The following is a 22,610-nucleotide window of genomic DNA, read 5'->3' on the forward strand; positions in this document are numbered from 1 at the left end:
TGCATTTAGAGTATCGTCCATCTCAAAAAGTAAGTGATTTAGTTAAGAAATTAAAAGGCAGAAGTTCTAGAAAGCTTCAAGAGGAATTTCCTGAATTGAAGCATAAATATTGGGGCAGACATTTTTGGGGTATTGGATATGGTTGTTGGAGTACTGGTAATATTACTGATGAAATGGTAAATGAGTATTTGGAGCATCATCGAAGACCAGATGATGGTAATGCAACGAATTTCATAATCGAGAAATGACCATTGGGTGACTTTAAGTCACGAGCCCGAACCTATGGACTTTAAGTCCATAGTGGTTCAGTTTTTTGAAACTTCGGCCATAAAGAAATTTACGTAATAAAACCAGAATTTATTTACGCAAAAACCATAAAATTAATATTATTGTTGATTTATTGATAATATTTTATTAAAATTTTAGATAATATATCTACTTTTACTCCCTAACTCAAACTCAACTATAATATGAAAACGCGATTATCATTATTCGTGGGCTTATTTATAATAAGCCATGTTTTTGGTCAAGGTAGTAATCCTTGGCAAAGAACCAGTTCTGTAAAAAGTCTTAACATCATTGAGACAAAAAAAGATCTACCAAATAATAATCTCTTTACATTAGATATTCAAGCGATGAAAGCAGCGCTTAATAATACTCCGTTAAGAGGAAAATCATCTGTATCTGCTACTATCATGAATTTTCCGAATGCTGAAGGGAATATGGAATCCTTTACTGTATTTGAAGCTCCTGTAATGCATCCGGATTTAGCTATTAAATATCCAAATATTAAATCTTATGCTGGTCAAGGCATAGAAGACCCTAGTGCAACTATTAGATTTAGTATTGCTCCTTCTGGATTACAAAGTATACGAATCTCTGGGGTTTCTAAAACTGTATTTATAGAGCCATACACTACGAACGAATCTATTTATACGATATACTCTAGAGATCAAAGATCAGGAGCTGTAGATAGGATAAGCTGTTCTGTAGATGAAAAAACTCCTGATTTTTCAGATACACATACTGTTTCGCAAAAAAATGCAGATGATGGTGTTTTAAGATCCTATAGATTAGCTGTTTCTACGACGGGAGAATACACACAATTTCATGGAGGAACAAAAGCAGGAGCTATGGCTGCAATTAATGCTACTATGACCCGCGTTAATGGGATTTATGAAACTGATTTTGGTGTTACTATGGTTTTAATTGCTAATAATGATGCTGTAGTGTATACCAATGCTAATACAGACCCTTATACTGGTAGCTACAATAGTCAATTACAGTCTACATTAACAAGCGTTATAGGAGAATCTAATTATGATATTGGTCACGTATTTGTTCTTGCTCCAAAAAATGGTAATGCAGGATGCATAGGGTGCGTATGTGTAAATGGAAAAAAAGGAAGTGGATTTTCTTCTAGAAACAATCCTCAAGGAGATATTTATGATGTGGATTATGTAGCTCATGAAATGGGACATCAATTTGGAGGTAATCACACATACACATTTAGAAGTGAAGGGACAAGCGTTCAAATGGAACCAGGAAGTGGTACTACTATAATGGGATATGCAGGAATAACTGGTGCTACGGATGTACAACCAAATAGTGATCCTTATTTTCATGCTGCAACTATTCAACAAATTACAAATTATGTAAAATCTACAAGTTGTCAAACCAATACAAATACAGGTAATGCAATACCTACTGCAAACGCAGGAGCTGATTACACCATTCCAAAAGGAACTCCTTTTGTATTAACTGGCCAAGGTTCTGATACAAATAGCGCTGATGCTTTAACCTATTGTTGGGAACAAATGGATAATCGTGTAGGAACCTACCCTGGTCCTAATGTAACTTCAGGTGTTGCTTTTAGGTCTTATACTCCAACCGTCTCTAATCAAAGATATTTTCCGAGATTAGAAACTATCAAAACCGGGGCAACTTCTTGGAAATGGGAAGCTGTTCCTGATGTAACAAGAGCATTAAACTTTAGATTAACGGTTAGAGATAATAAAGTTGGTGGTGGTGCAAACAATAGTGATAACATGAAAGTTAATGTTACAGCTTCTGCAGGGCCATTTGTAGTTAATTCTCCTAATACCAATGTTAGCTGGCCAGCTGGTTCTACACAAACTGTAACCTGGAATGTTGCTGGCACAACAGGAAATGGGATTAATGCAGCAAACGTAGATATTTTATTATCTACAGATGGAGGAAATACATATCCTGTTACTATTGCTACAGCTGTACCAAATGATGGTTCTCATAGCATAACAGTACCAAGTTCTCAAGGAACGCAAAACAGAATTATGGTAAAAGGATCAGGAAATATATTCTTTGATATCTCTAACGCAAATTTTGAAATCACTGGTGGAGGCGGAACAGATACACAAGCTCCTTCTACCCCTGCAAATCTAACTACGTCTAATGTAACGCAAAATACTATAAACCTTTCTTGGGGAGCCGCAACAGATAATGTTGGAGTTAGTGGATATGATGTCTATCAAGGTAATACTGTTATTGGTTCTGTAGCAACCACAACATATCAAGCAACAGGATTATCTCCTGATACAGCCTACACTTTTAGAGTAAAAGCGAAAGACGCAGCTGGAAATCAATCTGGTTTTAGTAATACTACTAGTGCCACTACTCTACCAGGAAACACTGGTGGTGGATGTTCTGGTGGTATTAGTTCTTTTCCTTATACTGAAGGACTAGAAAACACAGTTGGTGCATGGACACAAGCAACTAATGATGATATTAACTGGACTTTAAAATCTAGCGGAACTCCTTCAAACAACACAGGACCATCTAATGCTGCTCAAGGTACTTATTATGCTTATATTGAAGCTTCTGGAAACGGATCTGGTTTTCCAAATAAAAGAGCTATACTAAACTCTCCTTGTATTGATCTTACTGCTGCATCACAAGCAACTTTTTCTTTCCAATATCATATGTATGGAACCAGTATGGGAACATTAATTTTAGAAGCAAGTACAGATAATGGAACTAATTGGACTTCGCTTTGGACAAAGTCTGGTAATCAAGGAAACTCATGGGCATCTGCCAATATAGATTTAGCTGCTTATACAGGGGCATCACTTACATTAAGATTTAATGGTATTACAAACACATCTTGGAGTGGAGATATGGCTATTGATGACATTAACTTAACTACAGGAACTGTAAATCCTCCTAATTGTACAGATGTAAACCTATCTATTACTTTTGACAAATACCCAGAAGAAACAAGCTGGGAGATTACAAATAGTAATAATGTAGTAGTAGCATCTGGAGGTACTTATGATTCTCAAACTAATGGTTCTACAATCAATATTACAGAGTGCTTAAATCCTGACACCTATACATTTACAATTAAAGATGGTTACGGTGATGGTATTTGCTGTCAATATGGTAATGGAGCTTACACACTAACCTCTGGTGGTACCTCTCTTGCTTCTGGCGGATCTTTTGGTAGCTCTGAAGCTACCCAGTTTACTATTGGTGGTAGTACATCAAGAGGTGCCGTTGTTAACAGTTTTAATACTACAAAAGCCCCTTTAATATCTATATATCCAAATCCTGTAAATGGTGCTAATGCTTTGCTTAAGATTACAGCTCCTTCAAATAATACTTCTGTAATCATTTACGACTTATTCGGAAGAAGTGTTTATAAAAACGATAATATAAATAACAAATCTTTTAGTCCTGGTAATCTTGCTAAAGGAACTTACCTTATAAAACTCAAAATAGATACCAAGACATTAATTAGCAAACTAATTGTTAATTAATTAATTGTTCTAACATTTTAATAAAAATCAATAACAAAAGCCATTAAAAATATTTTTAATGGCTTTTGTCTTATTGCTAATTGTCAAACAACCTACAAACGTTACTTTTCATCGAAAAACCCATGGTATTATCAATGAAGCCGTTAATAAATTATGGTTTTAACGTATTTTTACACCTTCAATTTATACCATACTTTCATGAAAAAATTACTACCATTACTTTTTCTTTTTTTCTCATTACAGAATTACGCTCAAACTTTATCTAAAACAAGAATTTTATATGAACGTAAAAATAAAATTGTAATGAATGATGGAAAACATTATGAAATCATAGTAAACAAACCTTTTTATTCTGTCTCTGATTCTACCATCCAAAAACACAAGCAAATCACCGATCATGTTTTTCGTTTAAATCGGGTTCTTATTTTAAAAAATGAAAATACCTATATTGAACTGATCGAATGGGTAAAAGAGAACATGAAAATATACCAATCCAGAAAACCTATAAATTATAACTTTATGGAGAACCCCATGTATGATTCTTTAGTTTCCCCTAGTAATTAACTAGCTATAATAGTAGCTTTTGCTAGTTTTAAAATTTGTTTAAATTGTTCATCTAAGGTAAGATTAGAATTATCTATTTTAATAGCATCTTTTGCTTTTTTGAGAGGTGAGTCTTTTCTTGTACTATCTATATGATCTCTGTTTACTACATTTTTCAAAACATCTTCATATGTTACGTTTTCTCCTTTTTCTTTAAGCTCTATATATCTTCGTTCAGCTCGATCTTTAGCCGTAGCCGTCATAAATAATTTAAGTTCTGCATTAGGAAAAACCACAGTACCAATATCTCTACCATCCATTACAACACCTTTCTCTACACCCATTTTTTGTTGTTGTTCTACTAGTTTTTTTCGAACCTTAGAAACTGCAGCAATTTTACTAACATGTTTAGACACTCTTAATGTTCTTATCTCTTGCTCTATATTTTCGTCATTAAGTAAAACTTCTGCTAACCCTGTTTTAGGATTAATTTCAAACTGAAGATCTATCCCAGGAAGACTTTTTTCTAGTGCTTCTTCATCAAAATGAGATTCATCTATATATCCATTTCTCATAGCATAAAGTGAAACAGCACGATACATTGCACCTGTATCTACATAAATATACCCTAATGCTTTAGCTAATTGTTTTGCTACTGTACTTTTTCCTGTTGAAGAGTGTCCATCAATAGCTATAATAATTTTTTTATCTTCCAAATTTTAAAATACTAATATGTTTATTAAAAATCAAAAATAAAGTAAAGATCTGGAATATCTCAGATAGTCAAAAAAATAAAACAGAATAAATATATTTACTCTAACTAGCAAGATTATACTAATTGACAATAGGCCTAAGTCGCTTCCTACAAACAAATTTTAAATCAAAACATAACATAACATCAAATAATACTAGTATAAAGCATCAAAACACAATAATTATTATTAAACCGAGTTATCCTACCATTAATCCCCTATTTTATTACATGGCAATAAAGTACTCTTATACATCTTGAATCACTTTTACTAACCAAAACAAGCAGTTATGAGCTTTTTTGATTTTTTAAACGAAAAAATTGCAATAGATTTAGGCACTTCAAACACGCTTATTACTTACAAAGGAAAAATAGTAATAGACAATCCCTCTATAATTAGCATACATCAAATTACTGGGAAAATTATTGCAGTAGGTACAGAGGCTGGTATGATGCGGGGAAAAATTAATAAAAACATAAAAACGATTTCTCCTTTTAAAAATGGTGTCATTTCTAATTTTGATGCTGGAGAAAAAATGCTCACTACTTATATTAAAAGATTATCTACATTTAATTCTAGCATATTTTCTTCTTCATATAATATGATAATATCTATTCCTTGTGGCAGTACTGAAGTAGAAATGAGAGCTGTAAAAGAGTCTGCAAAACGCTTGAATGCAAAAAAAATATTTTTAATTCATGAGCCCATAGCAGCTGCAATTGGTGGTGGAATAGATATATTAAAGCCTAAAGGAAATATGGTTATCGATATTGGTGGGGGAACCACAGAAATTGCAGTTATATCTTTAGGTAGGATAATAAGTGGACAATCTGTAAAAATAGCAGGTAATGTTTTTAATGAAGATATTATTTATTATGTTCGAGAATCACACAATCTTCATATAGGCGAATCGATGGCTGAAAAAATAAAAATAAAAATTGGAGCAGCTGTAGACAAGTTAGAGTTTCCGCCTGATAATATGTATGCTGAAGGAAGAGATCTTCTTACAGGAAAACCTAAACAAATACAATTATCTTATACCGAAATTGAAAAATGCTTAGACAAGTCTATTACTCAAATAGAAAATGCTATTATGGAAACTCTATCTGAAATCCCTCCTGAGATTTCGGCAGACATATATAATTCGGGTATTTTTTTGACTGGTGGAGGATCTTTATTAAGAGGGCTTGACGAAAGATTATCTAAAAGTACAGAATTACCAGTTCATCTTGGTGACCAACCATTAAAAACAGTAGTTAAAGGGAGTGAAATTGTTTTAAAAAACCTAAACTTATATACAACTGTTCTAGTACAAAAAGAAAATAATTTTTGTTAAAATAAAAAATAACTTTTCTGTAAAATAAGTTTTTTTTTACAGAAAAGTTATTTTGTCAACCTTATTATTTTAATCTACACTGTGGAGTTTAATTCTCCGAGGTTATTAATTCTATTTATAATTTTTTAGCATTTTTAACTTTAGTACTTGTTAAAGCTAATTTAAGAACATCACTCATTTCCTTAACATAATGAAATGTGAGTCCTTTTAAATAATCAGATTTAATTTCTTGAATATCTCGCTTATTATCTTCACAAAGTAAAATTTCTTTAATATGCGCTCTCTTTGCTGCTAGGATTTTTTCTTTAATTCCTCCCACTGGTAATACTTTTCCTCTTAAAGTAATTTCTCCTGTCATTGCTAGACTTTTCTTTACTTTACGTTGTGTAAATAACGATACAAGTGAAGTAAGCATTGTTATTCCTGCACTAGGTCCATCTTTTGGTGTTGCTCCTTCTGGAACATGTATATGCACATTATAAGTATCGAAAATATCTGGATTAATCCCTAAATCTGTCGCATTTGCCTTAATATATTCCATAGCTATGGTAGCAGATTCTTTCATTACTTTACCTAGATTTCCTGTAATGGTAAGAGTTCCTTTACCCTTAGAAAGGATCGATTCTATAAATAATATGTCTCCTCCTACGCTAGTCCAGGCTAATCCAGTTACTACCCCAGCTACATCATTATTTTCGTACTTATCTCTTTCTAATCTTGGTGCTCCTAAAACCTCTATAACATCTTCATTACTAATTTTCACATTATACTTCTCCTCCATTGCTATATTCTTGGCTGCATAACGAACCATTTTAGCTATTTGTTTTTCCAGACCTCTTACTCCGGACTCTCTGGTATAACCTTCAATTATTTTTTCTAATTGTGCTTTTCCTATTTTGATATGAGATTTATCTAACCCATGCTCCTCTAATTGTTTTGGCAATAGGTGTTGTTTTGCAATCTCTACCTTTTCTTCAATAGTATATCCAGTTACATTAATGATTTCCATACGATCACGAAGTGCTGGTTGAATTGTTCCTAAACTATTAGATGTGGCTATAAACATTACTTTAGAAAGATCAAATCCCATTTCTAGAAAGTTGTCATGAAATTCAGAATTTTGTTCTGGATCCAAAACTTCTAAAAGCGCAGAGGATGGGTCTCCTTGATTACCTACAGATAATTTATCTATTTCATCTAAAACAAAAACTGGATTACTAGTACCTGCTTTTTTAAGACTTTGTATTATTCTACCAGGCATAGCTCCAATATATGTTTTTCTATGCCCCCGTATTTCTGCTTCATCACGAAGTCCTCCCAATGATATCCTAACATACTCTCTACCAAGCGCTTCTGCTATAGACTTTCCTAAAGATGTTTTCCCTACTCCTGGAGGTCCATATAAACATAATATAGGGGACTTCATATCATTACGGAGTTTTAACACCGCGAGATATTCTATGATACGACGTTTTACTTCATCTAAACCATAGTGATCTTTATCTAAAACTTTCATAGCTCGTTTTAGATCAAATTTATCGATGCTAAACTCATTCCATGGCAGGTCTAAAAATAAATCTAAATAATTACGCTGTATAGAATATTCTGCTACCTGTGGATTCATACGCTGCATTTTGGCAAGTTCCTTGTCAAAATGTTTTTTCACCTTTTCATCCCACTTTTTATCTTTACTCCGCACACGCATTTCTTCAATTTCATCTTCATGAGAAACCCCTCCTAGTTCTTCTTGGATAGTTTTCATTTGTTGATGTAAAAAATACTCTCGTTGTTGCTGGCTCATATCATGTTGAACCTTATTTTGAATATCATTTTTGAGCTCTAATTTCTGAAACTCAACATTCATATACTTAAGAGTAGCTAATGCTCTTTCTTTAAGGTCATTTACCTCTAAAAGTTTTTGTTTTTCTTCTACCGGAAGGTTTAGATTTGAAGAAACAAAATTTATCAGAAAAGAATTACTTTCAATATTTTTAATAGCAAAAGAAGCCTCAGACGGAATTGTAGGACTCTCTTTTATTATTTCTAAAGCTAGATCTTTTATAGAATCAATTATAGCGCTAAATTCTTTATTTTCTTTTGCCGGCCTAGCTTCTGGAACATCTTTTACCTTTGCCTTAATATATGGTATCTCTTCTACAACTTCATCTATATGAAAACGTTTTTTTCCTTGTAGAATCACTGTAGTATTACCGTCTGGCATTTTTAATACTCTTAAAATACGAGCAACTACTCCTACAGTATTAATGTCTTTTAAAGAAGGGTTTTCTATTCCTTCTTCTTTCTGCGAAACAACGCCTATTGTTTTACTTCCATTATTTGCATCGTTGAGAAGCTGAATGGATTTGTCCCTTCCTGCAGTAATTGGTATTACTACCCCCGGAAACAATACCGTATTTCTTAATGGTAAGATAGATAATATTTCAGGTAAATCTTCTTTATCTATTTCTTCTTCATCCTCTGGTGTCATTAAAGGGATTAATTCTGCATCTTCTTCTATTCCCTGAAATGACAAACTGTCAAGTGTTGTAAATTTGGTTTTTGCCATATGTATATATCAAAGTCATTTTGTCATTACAACAAAACTATATTCTTTTTTAAAATTAGTTTTAACGGATTAAACTACCTATAACATCTTATAAAACAAGGTATTTATTATAGATTTTTCATATATAATTCAATTGTTGTGCCATAAGTTTTTAAAAATAAAATTAAAAAACTGTAACAAAGCACTTCGTTATATATCTTTATGTTAAAGTAAATTATTTTTTGTCACTAACCCAACTAAATACAGAGCAATTAATTGCAAAATGTCGAGAGCAAGATCAAAATGCGCAGCTCGAAACTTATAATCGTTATTATAAAGCGATGTATAATACGGCATATAGAATTTTAAAGAATACTGCAGAAGCTGAAGATATCATGCAAGAATCTTTTTTGACTGCTTTTACTAAACTTTCTATGTTAGAGAACAATGCTTTGTTTGGAGCTTGGTTAAAAAGAATAGTTATTAATATGTGTTTGACAGCCTCTCGCAAAAAAAATACACATAACGAAGTTGCTTTTGAAACTGTAGAATATACTCTTATAGATAATGATGGGATTCCTGAAGAAAATTTAACATCTATAAAAACAGATACTATCTTAAATACACTTATGCAACTTAAAGATAGTTATAGCACTGCTTTATCCTTACACTTAATAGAAGGATATGATTATGAAGAAATCTGTATAATTATGAATATATCCTATTCTAATTGCCGTACGCTTATTTCACGCGCCAAAGAAAGCTTACGAAAAAAATTACAATTTATATGAAGAATAATGAAATAGAAAAGTTATTTGAAGGTGTAAAAGAAAAATTAGATATCCATGAACCTTCTACGAATCATAAAGTAAAGTTTTTAGAAAAATTAATGCAACAAAACAAAGTTGTACAATTGCATCCTAAAAAAACATCTTGGCATAAACCTTTGATGATAGCTGCTTCTTTAACTATAATATTTGGAATTACAGCAACGGCATTTATTACTAATCCTAAACAAGAAATAGATTTGGCTTACGTGTCTCCACAAATGAAAGAAACACAAAGCTTTTTTACTTCTGCTATTCAAGTACAACTTGACGAGATTAATAAAGTCTCTTCTAAAGAAAACAGAATATTAGTTATAGATGCAATGAAACAGCTAAAAAAATTAGAAACTGATTATAATTTCTTAAAAAAAGATCTTTTTCAAAGCGGAAATGATAAACGTGTTATTAGTGCTATGATAAAAAACTTTCAAAAACGTGCAAATTTATTAGAAGAGGTGCTTCAAAAAATTAATGACATTAACGAATTTAAAAAAATAAACAATGAAAACTCTATACTATAATATATTATTTTTGTTACTAACTCCAACATTGGTTCTAGCAAACAATGGAGATCTAAAAGGAAAATACTCTAAAGAAAAAACATTAAAAAAAGATTTTACTGTTAACGCTAATGCTTTATTGAAAATTAGTAACGATTACGGCAATTTGGATATAACTTCATGGAACGAAAATCGAATTGTTATGGAGATAAGTATTAAAGTTAGCGGAAACGACGAAGAAAAAGTTATTAAAAAACTACAATCTATCGATGTAGAGTTTGATTCATCCTCACGAATAGTAAGCGCTAAAACCACTTTTAACAAGCAAGATAACTCTTGGTGGGATAAATGGACTAGCGGTTGGAATAATAATTTGAATATGAAAATCAACTACACCATAAAAGTCCCAATGACAAATAGTGTTGACCTTGATAATGATTATGGAAGTATTACTTTAGATAAAATAAAAGGGGATACAAAAATTAATTGTGATTATGGGCAAATTATTCTTGGAGAATTACTTGGAGAAAATAATGATATTAATATAGACTATACAAACAACAGCTCTATAGGGTACATAAAAAATGGTACAATAAATGCAGATTACTCTGATTTTGAAATAGAAAAAGGCGGTTATATCAACTTAAATGCCGATTATACCCAATCCAAGTTTAAATCTATTAAAAACTTAACTTACGACTGTGATTATGGAGGGATTCGTATAGAAAATGGAAGCAAGATCGTTGGAGACTCTGATTATGTTAGTACTAAAATTGGTACAATATCAACAGAATTACGTATTAATTCTGATTATGGATCTATCGAAGTTCGTTCTCTACAACCATCCTTTAAAAATGTAAAAATAACAACAGATTATACCAGTGTCTCTATCGGTTATGAAAATCAATGTACCTATGATTTTTCAATCCATACCTCTTATGGAGGTGTTAAACTAGATGAAAGTATACAAGTACAAAAAAAATATATTAAAGATTCTAAAAAAGAGTACCAAGGACATTACGGCACATCTAATAGCGGAAATATCATAGATGTAACCTCTAGTTATGGCGGAATTAAACTTATACGAAACTAAAAACGTACAAATTCAATAAATCAATCTATAAAAATGAAAACAGTATTATTTATTCTAGGTCTTACTATTTGCAGTATAAATTCGTTACAAGCACAATGGTGGGGAAATGGCAAAAAGATAAAAGGAGATGGTAATATAGTTACCAAAAACAGAACGACATCTGACTATGATCAAATAAAAGTAAAAGGAAGTCTAGATGTATCCTTAATATTAGGAACTGAAGGACAAATTATTATTGAAGGAGAAAGCAATTTGATAGAATATATTGTGACTGAAGTAGAAAGTGATATATTGAGAGTTTATGTAAAAAAGGGGTATAATATAGAACTATCCCGAAATAAGAAATTAATCATTACAGTTCCTTTTAAAGATATTTCTCAAGTTACTTTATCAGGATCTGGGGATATTTATAGTTCTGATATCATTACTACTACCGATTTCAAAACTGGCGTTTCTGGATCTGGAGATGTTAGATTAGCTATTTCTGCAAAAAATGTGTGGGGACAAGTTACAGGTAGTGGGGATTTAGATCTAAAAGGTTCTACAGAAAACTTTAACGGAAGCGTATCTGGTTCTGGAGATCTTGCCGCTTTTGATCTTACCGCAAAAAATGTAACGGCTACTGTTACTGGATCTGGAGATATTGAAGTTATGGCTACCTCTTTTTTAAAAGCTAGGGTATCTGGATCTGGAGATATATTTTATAAAGGAAATCCTCTAAAAGAGGATAAAAAAATATCTGGATCCGGAGATATTACGAAAAGATAACATTTATATTTATCATAAATACATGACTGTTTGAGATTAGATAATCTTAAACAGTTTTTTACATATAATAAACTTCTATTTTTACGTTATAATTCACTATTTTACAAATCACCCCAAAACAAATTTATATTGTTATTATTATCAAATAAAGATGTTCCTTTTCATCAAATCATCCCACAAGGATATGTAGATATACATTCTCATTTACTACCTGGTATTGATGATGGTACAAAAACCATATATCAATCTACTTATATTTTAGAGCAATTTGAAAAATTAGGTATGCGAAAAGTAATTACGACTCCTCATGTTTTAAAAGATATTTGGCCTAATTCATCAGAAACTATACTAAAAAATCTTAAAGAACTTAAAGCCGTTCTTTCTCCATTAGGGGTTTCTAAAATTAAATTACATGCTAGTGCAGAATATATGATGGATGATTTATTTTTTACAAGATTAAAAAACAATGATATTTTACCTTTACACCAAGACTATATTCTTGTAGAAATGTCAACATTTAGTCCTCCTATAAATCTTAAAGAAATAGTATTTGAAATTAAACTGGCTGGATATATTCCTATTTTAGCACATCCTGAAAGATATTCTTTTTATGAAAATAATTTAGAGGAATACGATGAATTAAAAAATTTAGGTTTTTTATTTCAACTCAATCTTTTATCCTTATCTGGATATTATGGAGGAAAAATTAAATCTTTTTCTAAAAAATTAATAAACCTTAATTATTTTGACTTTGCTGGCACAGATGTACATAACTATCATCAATTAGAGATTTTAAAGAAAGGGTTTAATAGTAAGATTGCAAAAAAAATTACGCCAATTATGAAAAATAATTTAATTTTCTCTTAATTCTTTTTATTATACCCATACCCATAATTATAACCAGCTTTAGTATTTGTTGCATTTAGTAGTACAGCTATGTTTGGCAAACGTTTTTCTGCATAAAAATTTTCAGGAACCTGTAATACTCTTTTATCAGAAAAATTTTCTCGTACAATATAGATACTCAAATCTGCATATTTTGCAATTAATAACGTATCTGTAACTAAACTAACAGGAGCAGTGTCTACAATTAGATAATCATAATTTGTTTGAAGATATTTAAATATAGTTTCTACTCTATCTTGCATCAAAAGCTCTGCTGGGTTAGGAGGAATTGCTCCAGAAGGTATAATATCAAAAGAATCTTCTTCTTTATCTTTAAAAATAATATCTTCGGGGTTCAGCTCTTTATTCATGATATAATTAGTAAGCCCCTTAGTATTTTTTCCATACGGAAGATCAAAAAATTTATGCACCTTAGGATCTCTTAAATCTGTTCCTAAATATGCTACCTTTTTACCAGAAATAGCTAATGTTTTAGCTAAGTTTGAAGACACCAAAGTTTTTCCCTCTCCAGAAATAGTAGATGTCACAAAAATAACTTTCCCTTCGGTTTTATCTATTCCTGCCATGAGGAAATCTAGATTTGTTCTTAAAATTCTAAACGCTTCTGCTACAGAAGATCTGTCATTTTGTGAAATCATGATTTTCTCTTTAGATTTCACTTTTGGAATAGATCCAATTATAGGCATAGAAAGTGCTTTTTCTAAATCTTCACGAGAACTTACCTTAACATTTAATAAATCAGATGTATAAATAATTAAAAAAGGTAGTATCAAACCAAGAAAAAAAGCTCCTGCATAAATTGTTTTTTTATTGGGTGATATTGGATAAGAGTTTAAAGTAGAGGCTCTGTCTATTACTCGGGCATTAGAAAGAGTAATGTGACTCTTTATCTCTGCCTCTTCTCTTTTTTGTAATAAATAAAGATATAATTGTTCCTTAATTGATTGCTCTCGCTCAATCACTCTAAGGTCTTTTTGTCGAATAGGGGCATTATACAACTTACCACTAAAATACTGATCCTGTGTTTTTAGACTTTTCAAACGAATATCTATAGAGTTTTTTAAACTATTTAAACTTCCAATTAATACTTGTCGTAATCCATCAATTTGCTGATCTATATTTACAACAACAGGGTTTTGCTCACTAGAGGATTTAAGTAAACGCTGTCTTTGAAGTATTAATACATTGTACCTAGATACTGTAGTAGTAATTGTCGGGTCTTCAAATCCTAAATTTGCTGGAACAAGATCATATTTACCTTCTTGACTTAATACAAATCTACGCATAGACTCTATAAGTCTATTTTGTGTATTTAACGATTCTATTTCTTGTACATTTCTTGAATCTATATCAGCTACTCTTTGTGTTTGAGCTCCTATATCATTAGTTAATCCATATTTTGAAAGATATCCTGCAGCTTCATCATCTACTTCTGTCAAATCTCCAGAAATAAGATTTAAGCGATCATTTATAAAGTCTGCAGTTCTGGCAGATGCTTGTTTTTTATTTTCTATAGTCGCTTTATTATACTCATCTACAAGGTTATTAATAATATCTTGTGCTTTTGTTTTTACAGGATCATTTAAAGAAATTCTAACAATAGATGAATTCTTCATGGGTAGAACAGATAATTTTCCTCTGTAGGATTCTGCTACTAATTTTACAGGAGATATTACTATTTTTATCTTTTTACCTGTATGCGACTCTATAGTATCTACACTTGGTGTAATTACTATATCTCCAATACTACTACTGATTGTTTTACCAAAAGAATGGCTACTTGACTTGTTTCCTTTTTTATCCAAAAAAGAAAAAGAAGTTCCAGAATCAATCTGTACATGAAATATTTTTGATTTTGTTTTTACAACTGTATCATGGGATAAAAAATTAATCTCGATTAATGATTTTGGATAATTTTCTGCTTCTAAAATTCTTCCTTCGCTAAAATACCGAACATTTAATTTTAAATTATTAACTACATTAGTTAATAATGTTCTGGATTTTATTATTTGAATCTCATTTTCGATTGAGTTTTTCGTATCATCGAGTAAACCAAGGTCTTTAAAAGCAGATAGCTCAGATTCACTAATATTTTGATCTTGAGATATCATTATGGAAGAAAACACATTATACTGTGGAATTGTATATCTTACTTTAAGGTACGCTCCTGTCATAAAAACAAAAACACTTAAGGCAAACCAATACCACCGCTTAATATATTTTATTATCTGGTCTCTAAGGTTTATACTAAATCCAGAAGAATCAATTGCTGCTTTTTTTGCAGGTGAATTATTATTAGAAATCATACCTTATATTATCTATTATCTTACAATCAAAGTTACCACAGATAAAATGACACCCACTATACTTATAATAATACCTACAGTGTTATTACGAGATTTAGATTCTTTTATTCTAGACACATTTGGCTCTACATATAGCACATCATTTTGAGCTAAATAATAAACAGGTGATTCAAAAATAGTTTTGGATGTAAGATCTAAACGATGATAAGTATTCTCGCCATCATTTTCTCTTATTACCATTACATTTTCTCTTTTTCCTTTAATTGTCATATCTCCTGCTAAACCTAGAGCTTCTATGATAGTAACTCTCTCATTAGGTATACTATATGACCCTGGTCTTTCAACCTCTCCCAATACAGTAATCTTAAAATTTTTAAGTCTTACATTTACTATAGGGTCATTAATATAGATTTTTAGTTTTTCTTTAATCATATCTTTTACCTGAACCCTAGTTAACCCAGCTATTTTTAAACTCCCTAAGATAGGAAAATCTATATTTCCTTCTTCATCTATTAAATAAGTAGGTTCTGGTGGATTATTAGAATTCACTCCTCCTCCTAGACCATCATTTATAGAGGTTCCTTGCATAAGATTAAAAGGTATAGTTGCATCCATGTCTGCTGCAGATATAAAAATAGTAACTATATCATCTACTTTAAAAACTGGTGTAAATGCATTTGTAGAAGAAATTTTTTCCAAATTCGAAGAATCTTGAAAATACACAACCTTTTTAGGCGTTTTACAAGAAAAAATAAAAATCAATCCTAAAAACAAAAACAAAATTCTACTCCCCATATTTTTAATACTTTGAATACCCCTATAATGAATCACAAAAATATAACTTTATTTAATTCAGCAATGAGATTTTATCCCATCTATTATTTTACGGATTCTTTTTTTAAGATTTTTCAGAAATGTTATGAAAAACATTAGGCAAGTTTGTATCCCAAAAACAAACTAGTTTTTATTTTAAAAAGTAATTCTTCTAGTATACTTTTCCCAAATTATATACTCTTTTACTTACTTTTTAATTTTATAAAAACAATTAAACGAAAACCTCTTGTTTATTTTTAATTTTTTTTTCGTTAACTTTATCTATACTTTCAAAAGTAGAGTTCTTAGAAATAAATTCTGGAACAATCTCTTTTAATTTACTAACAATTTGATGATCTTGACTAAGTAAATTCATTATGCAAAGATCGTCTATCTTATCTTTTATCATAACACAATTATTATCATCGAATTTACTTATCATAATTTTTTTATGATATGTAGGTAAAGTATTTTCTGTATCCGCCAGAAGTTCTTCATATAATTTTTCACCAGGTCTAAGTCCTGTGATTTTTATATCTATATCGTCTGGGTATTTTAATCCTGATAATCTTATCATTTTTTTAGCAAGATCAAAAATCTTTACAGATTCTCCCATATCGAAAATAAAAATTTCTCCACCATTCCCCATTGTTCCTGCTTCAATTACTAATTGAGAAGCTTCTGGTATAGTCATAAAAAAACGAGTTACATCTTTATCTGTCACTGTTAATGGACCTCCTTTTTGAATTTGTTTTTTAAATAAAGGTATTACAGATCCATTAGACCCAAGTACATTACCAAATCTAGTAGTTATAAATTTTGTATTACTAGTCCCATTAATACACTTTATATACATTTCTGCTGCTCTTTTGGTTGCTCCCATTACATTAGTAGGATTAACAGCTTTATCTGTAGATACAAAAACAAATTTATCTACACCAAAATCAGAGGATAAATCCGCTAATCTCCTAGTACCTAGTACATTAATTTTAATAGCTTCACATGGGTTATTTTCCATAAGAGGAACATGCTTATAAGCCGCTGCATGAAAAACCATATTTGGTCTATATTTGCGAAAAATAGTCTCAATTCTTTGATGATCTCTTATATCTGCAATTATAGGTGTAAAATTAATTACATCTTTACTTAAAAGCTCTTGTTGTAAATCATATAAAGGAGATTCTGCTTGATCTACTAAAACAAGATGTTTATAATTATAATAAGATGCTTGCCTTACTATTTCACTTCCAATAGAACCTGCTGCTCCTGTAATCATAATAACCTTATCATTAAGCTCTTTGGTAATGTTTTGGTTATCCATGCAAATAGGAGCTCTTTCTAACAAGTCTTCAATTTGAATTTCTTTAATCTGCGAAACGTTTAACTTTCCATCAATCCAATCATTAACAGCTGGTACTATTTTCACAGTAACTGGTAACTTAAGAAGATTATCTGAAATTTCAGATAATCTTTTTTTACTAATATGTGGTATAGAAACTACGATTTCTTTTATATTATTTTTTATAATAAATTTTTTGTCAATAGAGATCGAAGCATATACCTTGATGCCATTAATAGTTTTACCTATTTTTTGAGAATTATCATCTACAAATCCTACAACAGATAAAGAGGATCTGTTAGAATCGTTAGTTATAGCTGCCAGAGTTATTAAACCAGAATCCCCTGCTCCATAAATTAATACTCTTGAAGTTTCTCCTATTTGAGATTTGATATAATAATAACAGTACTTAAATATTAAACGACTTGTAGTAAGTGTAATAATATTTAACAAATAATGTATACTAATTATAGAAACTGGAATATTTAAAAGTTCAGGAATCAAGGATAATCTGCTAGAAGCCATTAAAAACCCTGTTAAACTTATTAAAACGGTTACTGCTAGAAATAGATTATAAGCATCTCTCATTCCTGTGTGCCTAACCACTCCTTTATAAGAACCTATCAACAAAAAGCTCAACGTAGCCAAAACTGCTACTATTGGCAATTGATATACTAAATTAGTACTTTCAAAATTTAATCCAATTCCAAATCTAATTATATATGCTAAAAGAAAATTAAAAATAGTAATCAGTACATCGATAAATAAAATAAGCCATTTTGAAGCGTGCTTATGCGAATTATTGATTAGGTAGTTTTTTATCATCTCAATACATTTTTAATTACGGACACTATTCTATGTAAATCTTCTTCTTCCAAATTAGATCCACTGGGTAAACAAAGACCTCTATCAAATAAATCATCAGAAACTCCATTTAGATAAGCATCACAATCTGCAAAAACGGCCTGTTGGTGCATCGGTTTCCATAATGGTCTTGATTCTATATTTTCTTCTGCTAATGATAATCTTATTTTTTCTCTCAATTCATAAGAAGTAGTTTCTATACAGGTTAACCACCTATTAGACACATACCCGATAGGTTCTTCTAAAAAATTTATTTCTAAAAAACCTTGCAAGTTTTTTTTATAAAATTCAAAATTACTACGTCTTTTATTTACATGGTCTTCCAGAACTTCCATTTGGCCTCTTCCAATCCCTGCTATGATATTACTCATCCTATAATTATAACCTACTTCAGAATGTTCATAGTGAGGAGCTTGATCTCTGGACTGAGTCGCCCAAAAAATAGCTTTCTCTTTATGCTCTTGTTTTTTAGAAACTAGAGCTCCTCCTCCTGATGTTGTGATAATTTTATTTCCATTAAAAGAGAGAATTGCAATATCTCCAAAAGTCCCGCATTTAATTCCTTGGTAAGAGCTTCCCAAAGCTTCTGCACTATCTTCAAGTATAGGGATTTTATACTTTTCTGAAATTTGATGGATTGCTTCTATATTATATGGCATGCCATATAAATGAACTGCTATAATAGCTTTTGGTTTTTTGCCTTTAGATATTTTATCTTTTATTGCGATCTCTAGCTGTTTTGGACAGATATTCCAAGTAGATCTTTCACTATCTATAAACACTGGTTTTGCACCAAGGTATACTATTGGATTAGCAGAAGCTGCAAATGTCATACTTTGGCATAACACCTCATCTCCCACTGTAACACCTAGTAATTTCAAGCCTAGATGCAACGATGCTGTTCCTGAACTTAAAGCAGCTACATGAACATTTTTATGAAGATATGCTTGAATGTCTTTTTCGAATCCATTAACATTTGGACCAAGTGGTGCTACCCAATTAGTATCAAATGCTTCTTTTACAAATTTCTGCTCTGTTCCACCCATGTGTGGTGAAGAAAGCCATATTTTTTTTGAATCAATTATATTCATAATTTTCCCATTAATAATGAACAATAATATCTTATCGATTAAATCATAACGGCATGTTATGGATAATCGATAATCTTTTTCATGACAATCTAATAAACAATGGAAGAAAGGGGGGTAGAACTTCCTTTTTTTGAATTTACTTTTTAATTATTTTTCCGAAGCTAAAATAACTCAGTTAAATCAATTAACAATCTAAATCCTAGTTTTTTAGACAGGATACTAAAAAAAACGTTCAATGAACAACCTTAAACTAGATATCACTTTGCTTTACAGAAATACCGTAAGAAAAGTATTATAACTTTTAAAACAAAATTACTTGTATAAACAAATATGATTACTAAAACTCGATACAAAATTAACCATTATTAATATTAAAGTCATTGTTTTATATTAATTATGTGTAAATTTTTTAGTCATACAATTATACTATTATAACCTTAAAAAGAGGAAGGAAAAAACCTATTTACAAAGGGGTTTTTATCCCCTAAATTTTCTATTCTTCTTTAGTAACAGATTCTGTATTCTCGAAAAAATCAATAAATAATTTGATTTATATAAAAAATAAACAAAATTTATAATGTTTTAAAAAGATTTAGAGTTTTTTTGTATAAAATTTTAATTACAAATTCCTTTCCCAAAAACCTTAATAACTGTAATATTGTAGATGTTATTTAATTCATTAGATTTCTTTATTTTTTTACCTGTAGTTTTTATACTCTACTGGCTTGTTTTTTATAAAAAAATTCAGGTTCAAAATTTCTTTCTTCTTTTTGCTAGTTATGTGTTTTACGGACTATGGGATTGGAGATTTCTTTTGCTAATTTTAGCAAGTACCTTAGTTGATTTCTTTGTTGGTCAAACTATTTATACTAGTAAATCTAAAAAAGAAAGAAAAAGATGGTTATGGGTAAGTGTAATTTTTAATATTAGTCTTTTAGGTTTTTTTAAATATTATAATTTCTTTATAGATTCATGGATAGATTTTCTTTCTGTTTTTGGAAATGATGTTAAAAGTACCTGGACTCTACAAATTATTCTACCAGTTGGAATCTCTTTTTACACCTTTCAAACCATGTCATATTCTTTAGACATATACTATAAAAGGCTAAGTCCCACTAAAAATTTTATTTCCTTTGCTACGTTTGTAAGTTTTTTTCCTCAATTAGTTGCTGGCCCAATTGAAAGAGCCTCTAACCTTTTATCTCAAATTTCTACTAAAAGGGCTTTTAATTATACGCAATGTACCGATGGTTTAAAGTTAATCTTATGGGGGCTATTCAAAAAAGTGGTTATAGCAGATTCAATCGCTCCTATTGTTGATGATATTTTTGCTAATTATAATGATTATCCTGCTTCCACCCTTATAATGGGTGTTTCTTTATTTAGTTTTCAGGTATATGGTGATTTTAGCGGTTATTCTGACATAGCAATAGGAACAGCCAAGCTATTTGGTATAGAGTTAATGTCTAACTTTAAATTCCCTAATTTTTCAAGAAATGTTGCCGAATACTGGCAAAGATGGCACGTGTCTTTATCTACTTGGTTTCGACATTATGTATATATTCCTCTTGGAGGAAGCCGGGTTAGTAAACTTAAATCTATCAGAAATATTATTATTATTTTCTTGGTTAGTGGTTTTTGGCATGGTGCAAATTGGACTTTCATTGTTTGGGGTGGTATTCATGCTATCTTATACATTCCTGTTTTTTTAATGGGTAGAAATAGAATGTATATGAATACTGTTGTAGCAGAAAATCGTTGGTTACCATCTTTAACAGAGATTACACAAATATTACTTACTTTTTTTCTTGTTACATTTTCGAGAGTATTTTTTAGATCACAATCTATTACAGATGCGTTAGGTTTTTTAGAACAGATATATTCTAATTTTTATTATGAGACTTACCAACATCCTCTTGGATATCGCATGATAGATTATTTTATTTTACTTGGGATTTTTGTACTGTATGAATATAGGATTAGAAAAGATGAAAGAGCTCCTTTTAAATTCACATCCAAATCAACACGATTTTTAATCTATGTTTTGGTTATACTAGGAATGTTATTATTTTTTGATGATAGCATAGATAGATCTTTTATTTATTTTCAATTCTAGTCTGGTTAGGTTTAAATAATAATACTTTAAAACAAAATGAAAAAACTTATTCTAAAAAGTATATTGTATGTTTTCTTAATAATCATATTATTAGAAGGTTTAGTTCGTGTGTTTTATTTAGGAAAAGACACTCCTACTCGATTTCTAGATACCTACGAAGTAGAAAAATGGAAGCCTAATCAAAATGGATATTCTGTTACAGGAAATCGAAGGCAAAACTTTTCTGAATATCATATTAATGCATCTGGCTATAATTCGTACCGAGAATTTACACCCACAAAAAAGAAAATAGAAATTGCACTTGTGGGAGATTCTTTTATCGAAGGGTTCCATCAAAATTATTATAATTCTATCGGTAAAAAAATAGAACAAAAAATACCTAATATAGAAGTATATGAATACGGCTACGCTGGATATGATTTTGCAGATCAACTACATCTAGTATATTCGTATAAAGAACAATTTGATTTAATCGATCATGTTGTTTTAGGGATAAAATTTTCTAATGATCTAACCCGAGGAGAATATAAGGTTGTTAAAAGCAGACTGGCTTTAGAGTCTCCTATACATAAAATATTAAAAAAAAGTAAGCTTTTGGTTTACTGCAAAAGCATAGGAGTTCTAGATCCCCCTCAAGAGTTAATCTATCGTATAACCAACATCCTTAAACCTAAGAAAAAAATAATTCCAAAAAATGATATTGAAATACAGAAATTAAAAGAAGAAAAGGATAAAATGTATTTAACAAATTTTAAAAATCTGGTTTCAAAATACGGGTATGATAAAGAACGTTTTACTCTTTTGTTGGATTCTCAGATAACAAGCTCTGCATTTATATCTTATTTAGAAGAAAATAAGTACAATTATATTGATTTTTCTTCTTTATTTAAAAGCTCTGATCACCCTACAACTCTTATTTACGATAGACATTGGAACAATAATGGTAGAAATCTTATAGCGAAAAGCATAACCGATTATTTAATAAACAAGGGCTTTATTAAAAAATAGAGCGCTTTT

The 22,610-nt window shown here is 30.4% G+C and carries 17 protein-coding genes; 11 read left to right on the forward strand and 6 right to left on the reverse strand.

Going from position 1 to position 22,610, the window contains the following annotated elements; translation table 11 throughout:
* The 3 genes from tnpA to H527_RS0110575 form a co-directional block, all read left to right on the forward strand.
* A partial coding sequence (gene tnpA / locus H527_RS0110565; protein WP_027412695.1) for an IS200/IS605 family transposase occupies window positions 1–248 on the forward strand: 248 nt, incomplete at its 5' end.
* Window positions 249–470: 222 nt separating this feature from the next.
* On the forward strand, window positions 471–3,794 hold the full coding sequence (locus H527_RS23135; RefSeq protein ID WP_051316720.1) for a reprolysin-like metallopeptidase: 3,324 nt from the start codon (window positions 471–473) through the stop codon (window positions 3,792–3,794).
* Between the two features lie 198 nt (window positions 3,795–3,992).
* The gene (locus tag H527_RS0110575) at window positions 3,993–4,358 is read left to right on the forward strand and encodes a hypothetical protein (RefSeq protein WP_027412696.1); all 366 of its coding nucleotides are present in this window, start codon (window positions 3,993–3,995) and stop codon (window positions 4,356–4,358) included.
* Here H527_RS0110575 and cmk read toward each other — a convergent pair.
* Window positions 4,355–5,053: a (d)CMP kinase gene (cmk, locus tag H527_RS0110580; RefSeq protein WP_027412697.1), complete on the reverse strand. Its 699-nt coding sequence runs from the start codon at window positions 5,051–5,053 to the stop codon at window positions 4,355–4,357. The genes H527_RS0110575 and cmk overlap by 4 nt on opposite strands.
* Window positions 5,054–5,378: 325 nt before the next feature.
* On the opposite strand from cmk, the gene mreB reads away from it, so the two are divergent.
* Window positions 5,379–6,425: a rod shape-determining protein gene (mreB, locus tag H527_RS0110585; protein WP_027412698.1), complete on the forward strand. Its 1,047-nt coding sequence runs from the start codon at window positions 5,379–5,381 to the stop codon at window positions 6,423–6,425.
* A gap of 115 nt (window positions 6,426–6,540) precedes the next feature.
* On the opposite strand, the gene lon is transcribed toward mreB, so the two are convergent.
* Window positions 6,541–8,991 carry an endopeptidase La gene (gene lon, locus H527_RS0110590; RefSeq protein WP_027412699.1) on the reverse strand — a complete coding sequence of 817 codons (2,451 nt, stop codon included), beginning with the start codon at window positions 8,989–8,991 and terminating at the stop codon, window positions 6,541–6,543.
* A gap of 221 nt (window positions 8,992–9,212) precedes the next feature.
* Between lon and H527_RS0110595 the strand changes: the two genes are divergently transcribed.
* The 5 genes from H527_RS0110595 to H527_RS21840 all read left to right on the forward strand — a co-directional run bounded on the left by H527_RS0110595 (window position 9,213) and on the right by H527_RS21840 (window position 13,025).
* A complete protein-coding gene (locus H527_RS0110595) occupies window positions 9,213–9,761 on the forward strand; it encodes an RNA polymerase sigma factor (RefSeq protein ID WP_027412700.1) in 549 nt (182 codons plus the stop codon).
* The gene (locus tag H527_RS0110600; RefSeq protein ID WP_027412701.1) at window positions 9,758–10,318 is read left to right on the forward strand and encodes a hypothetical protein; all 561 of its coding nucleotides are present in this window, start codon (window positions 9,758–9,760) and stop codon (window positions 10,316–10,318) included. Before H527_RS0110595 ends, H527_RS0110600 begins: the two co-directional genes overlap by 4 nt.
* Window positions 10,299–11,390, forward strand: a complete 1,092-nt coding sequence (locus H527_RS0110605) for a DUF4097 family beta strand repeat-containing protein (RefSeq protein WP_027412702.1) — start codon at window positions 10,299–10,301, stop codon at window positions 11,388–11,390. Before H527_RS0110600 ends, H527_RS0110605 begins: the two co-directional genes overlap by 20 nt.
* A 33-nt stretch (window positions 11,391–11,423) precedes the next feature.
* Window positions 11,424–12,158 carry a head GIN domain-containing protein gene (locus tag H527_RS0110610; protein ID WP_027412703.1) on the forward strand — a complete coding sequence of 245 codons (735 nt, stop codon included), beginning with the start codon at window positions 11,424–11,426 and terminating at the stop codon, window positions 12,156–12,158.
* A gap of 129 nt (window positions 12,159–12,287) precedes the next feature.
* Complete coding sequence (locus H527_RS21840; protein ID WP_035087871.1) at window positions 12,288–13,025, forward strand: tyrosine-protein phosphatase; 738 nt, start codon at window positions 12,288–12,290, stop codon at window positions 13,023–13,025.
* Here the strand turns inward: H527_RS21840 and H527_RS21845 are convergent.
* The 4 genes from H527_RS21845 to H527_RS0110635 all read right to left on the reverse strand — a co-directional run bounded on the left by H527_RS21845 (window position 13,022) and on the right by H527_RS0110635 (window position 19,477).
* Window positions 13,022–15,370 (reverse strand): GumC family protein, encoded by a 2,349-nt coding sequence (locus tag H527_RS21845; RefSeq protein ID WP_051316721.1) that lies wholly within the window; start codon window positions 15,368–15,370, stop codon window positions 13,022–13,024. The genes H527_RS21840 and H527_RS21845 overlap by 4 nt on opposite strands.
* A 15-nt stretch (window positions 15,371–15,385) precedes the next feature.
* The gene (locus H527_RS0110625; protein ID WP_229809284.1) at window positions 15,386–16,069 is read right to left on the reverse strand and encodes a polysaccharide biosynthesis/export family protein; all 684 of its coding nucleotides are present in this window, start codon (window positions 16,067–16,069) and stop codon (window positions 15,386–15,388) included.
* A 346-nt stretch (window positions 16,070–16,415) separates the two neighbouring features.
* Window positions 16,416–18,347 carry a polysaccharide biosynthesis protein gene (locus tag H527_RS0110630; protein WP_027412705.1) on the reverse strand — a complete coding sequence of 644 codons (1,932 nt, stop codon included), beginning with the start codon at window positions 18,345–18,347 and terminating at the stop codon, window positions 16,416–16,418.
* Window positions 18,344–19,477, reverse strand: a complete 1,134-nt coding sequence (locus H527_RS0110635) for a DegT/DnrJ/EryC1/StrS family aminotransferase (protein WP_027412706.1) — start codon at window positions 19,475–19,477, stop codon at window positions 18,344–18,346. The genes H527_RS0110630 and H527_RS0110635 overlap by 4 nt, the downstream gene beginning before the upstream one ends.
* A 664-nt stretch (window positions 19,478–20,141) precedes the next feature.
* Between H527_RS0110635 and H527_RS0110640 the strand changes: the two genes are divergently transcribed.
* Both H527_RS0110640 and H527_RS0110645 read left to right on the forward strand, forming a co-directional pair.
* Complete coding sequence (locus H527_RS0110640; protein ID WP_027412707.1) at window positions 20,142–21,593, forward strand: MBOAT family O-acyltransferase; 1,452 nt, start codon at window positions 20,142–20,144, stop codon at window positions 21,591–21,593.
* Window positions 21,594–21,629: 36 nt separating this feature from the next.
* Window positions 21,630–22,601, forward strand: a complete 972-nt coding sequence (locus tag H527_RS0110645; protein WP_027412708.1) for a hypothetical protein — start codon at window positions 21,630–21,632, stop codon at window positions 22,599–22,601.
* Window positions 22,602–22,610: the final 9 nt, after the last annotated feature.

It is taken from the genome of Aquimarina muelleri DSM 19832 (assembly GCF_000430665.1).
Taxonomy (GTDB): Bacteria; Bacteroidota; Bacteroidia; order Flavobacteriales; family Flavobacteriaceae; genus Aquimarina; species Aquimarina muelleri.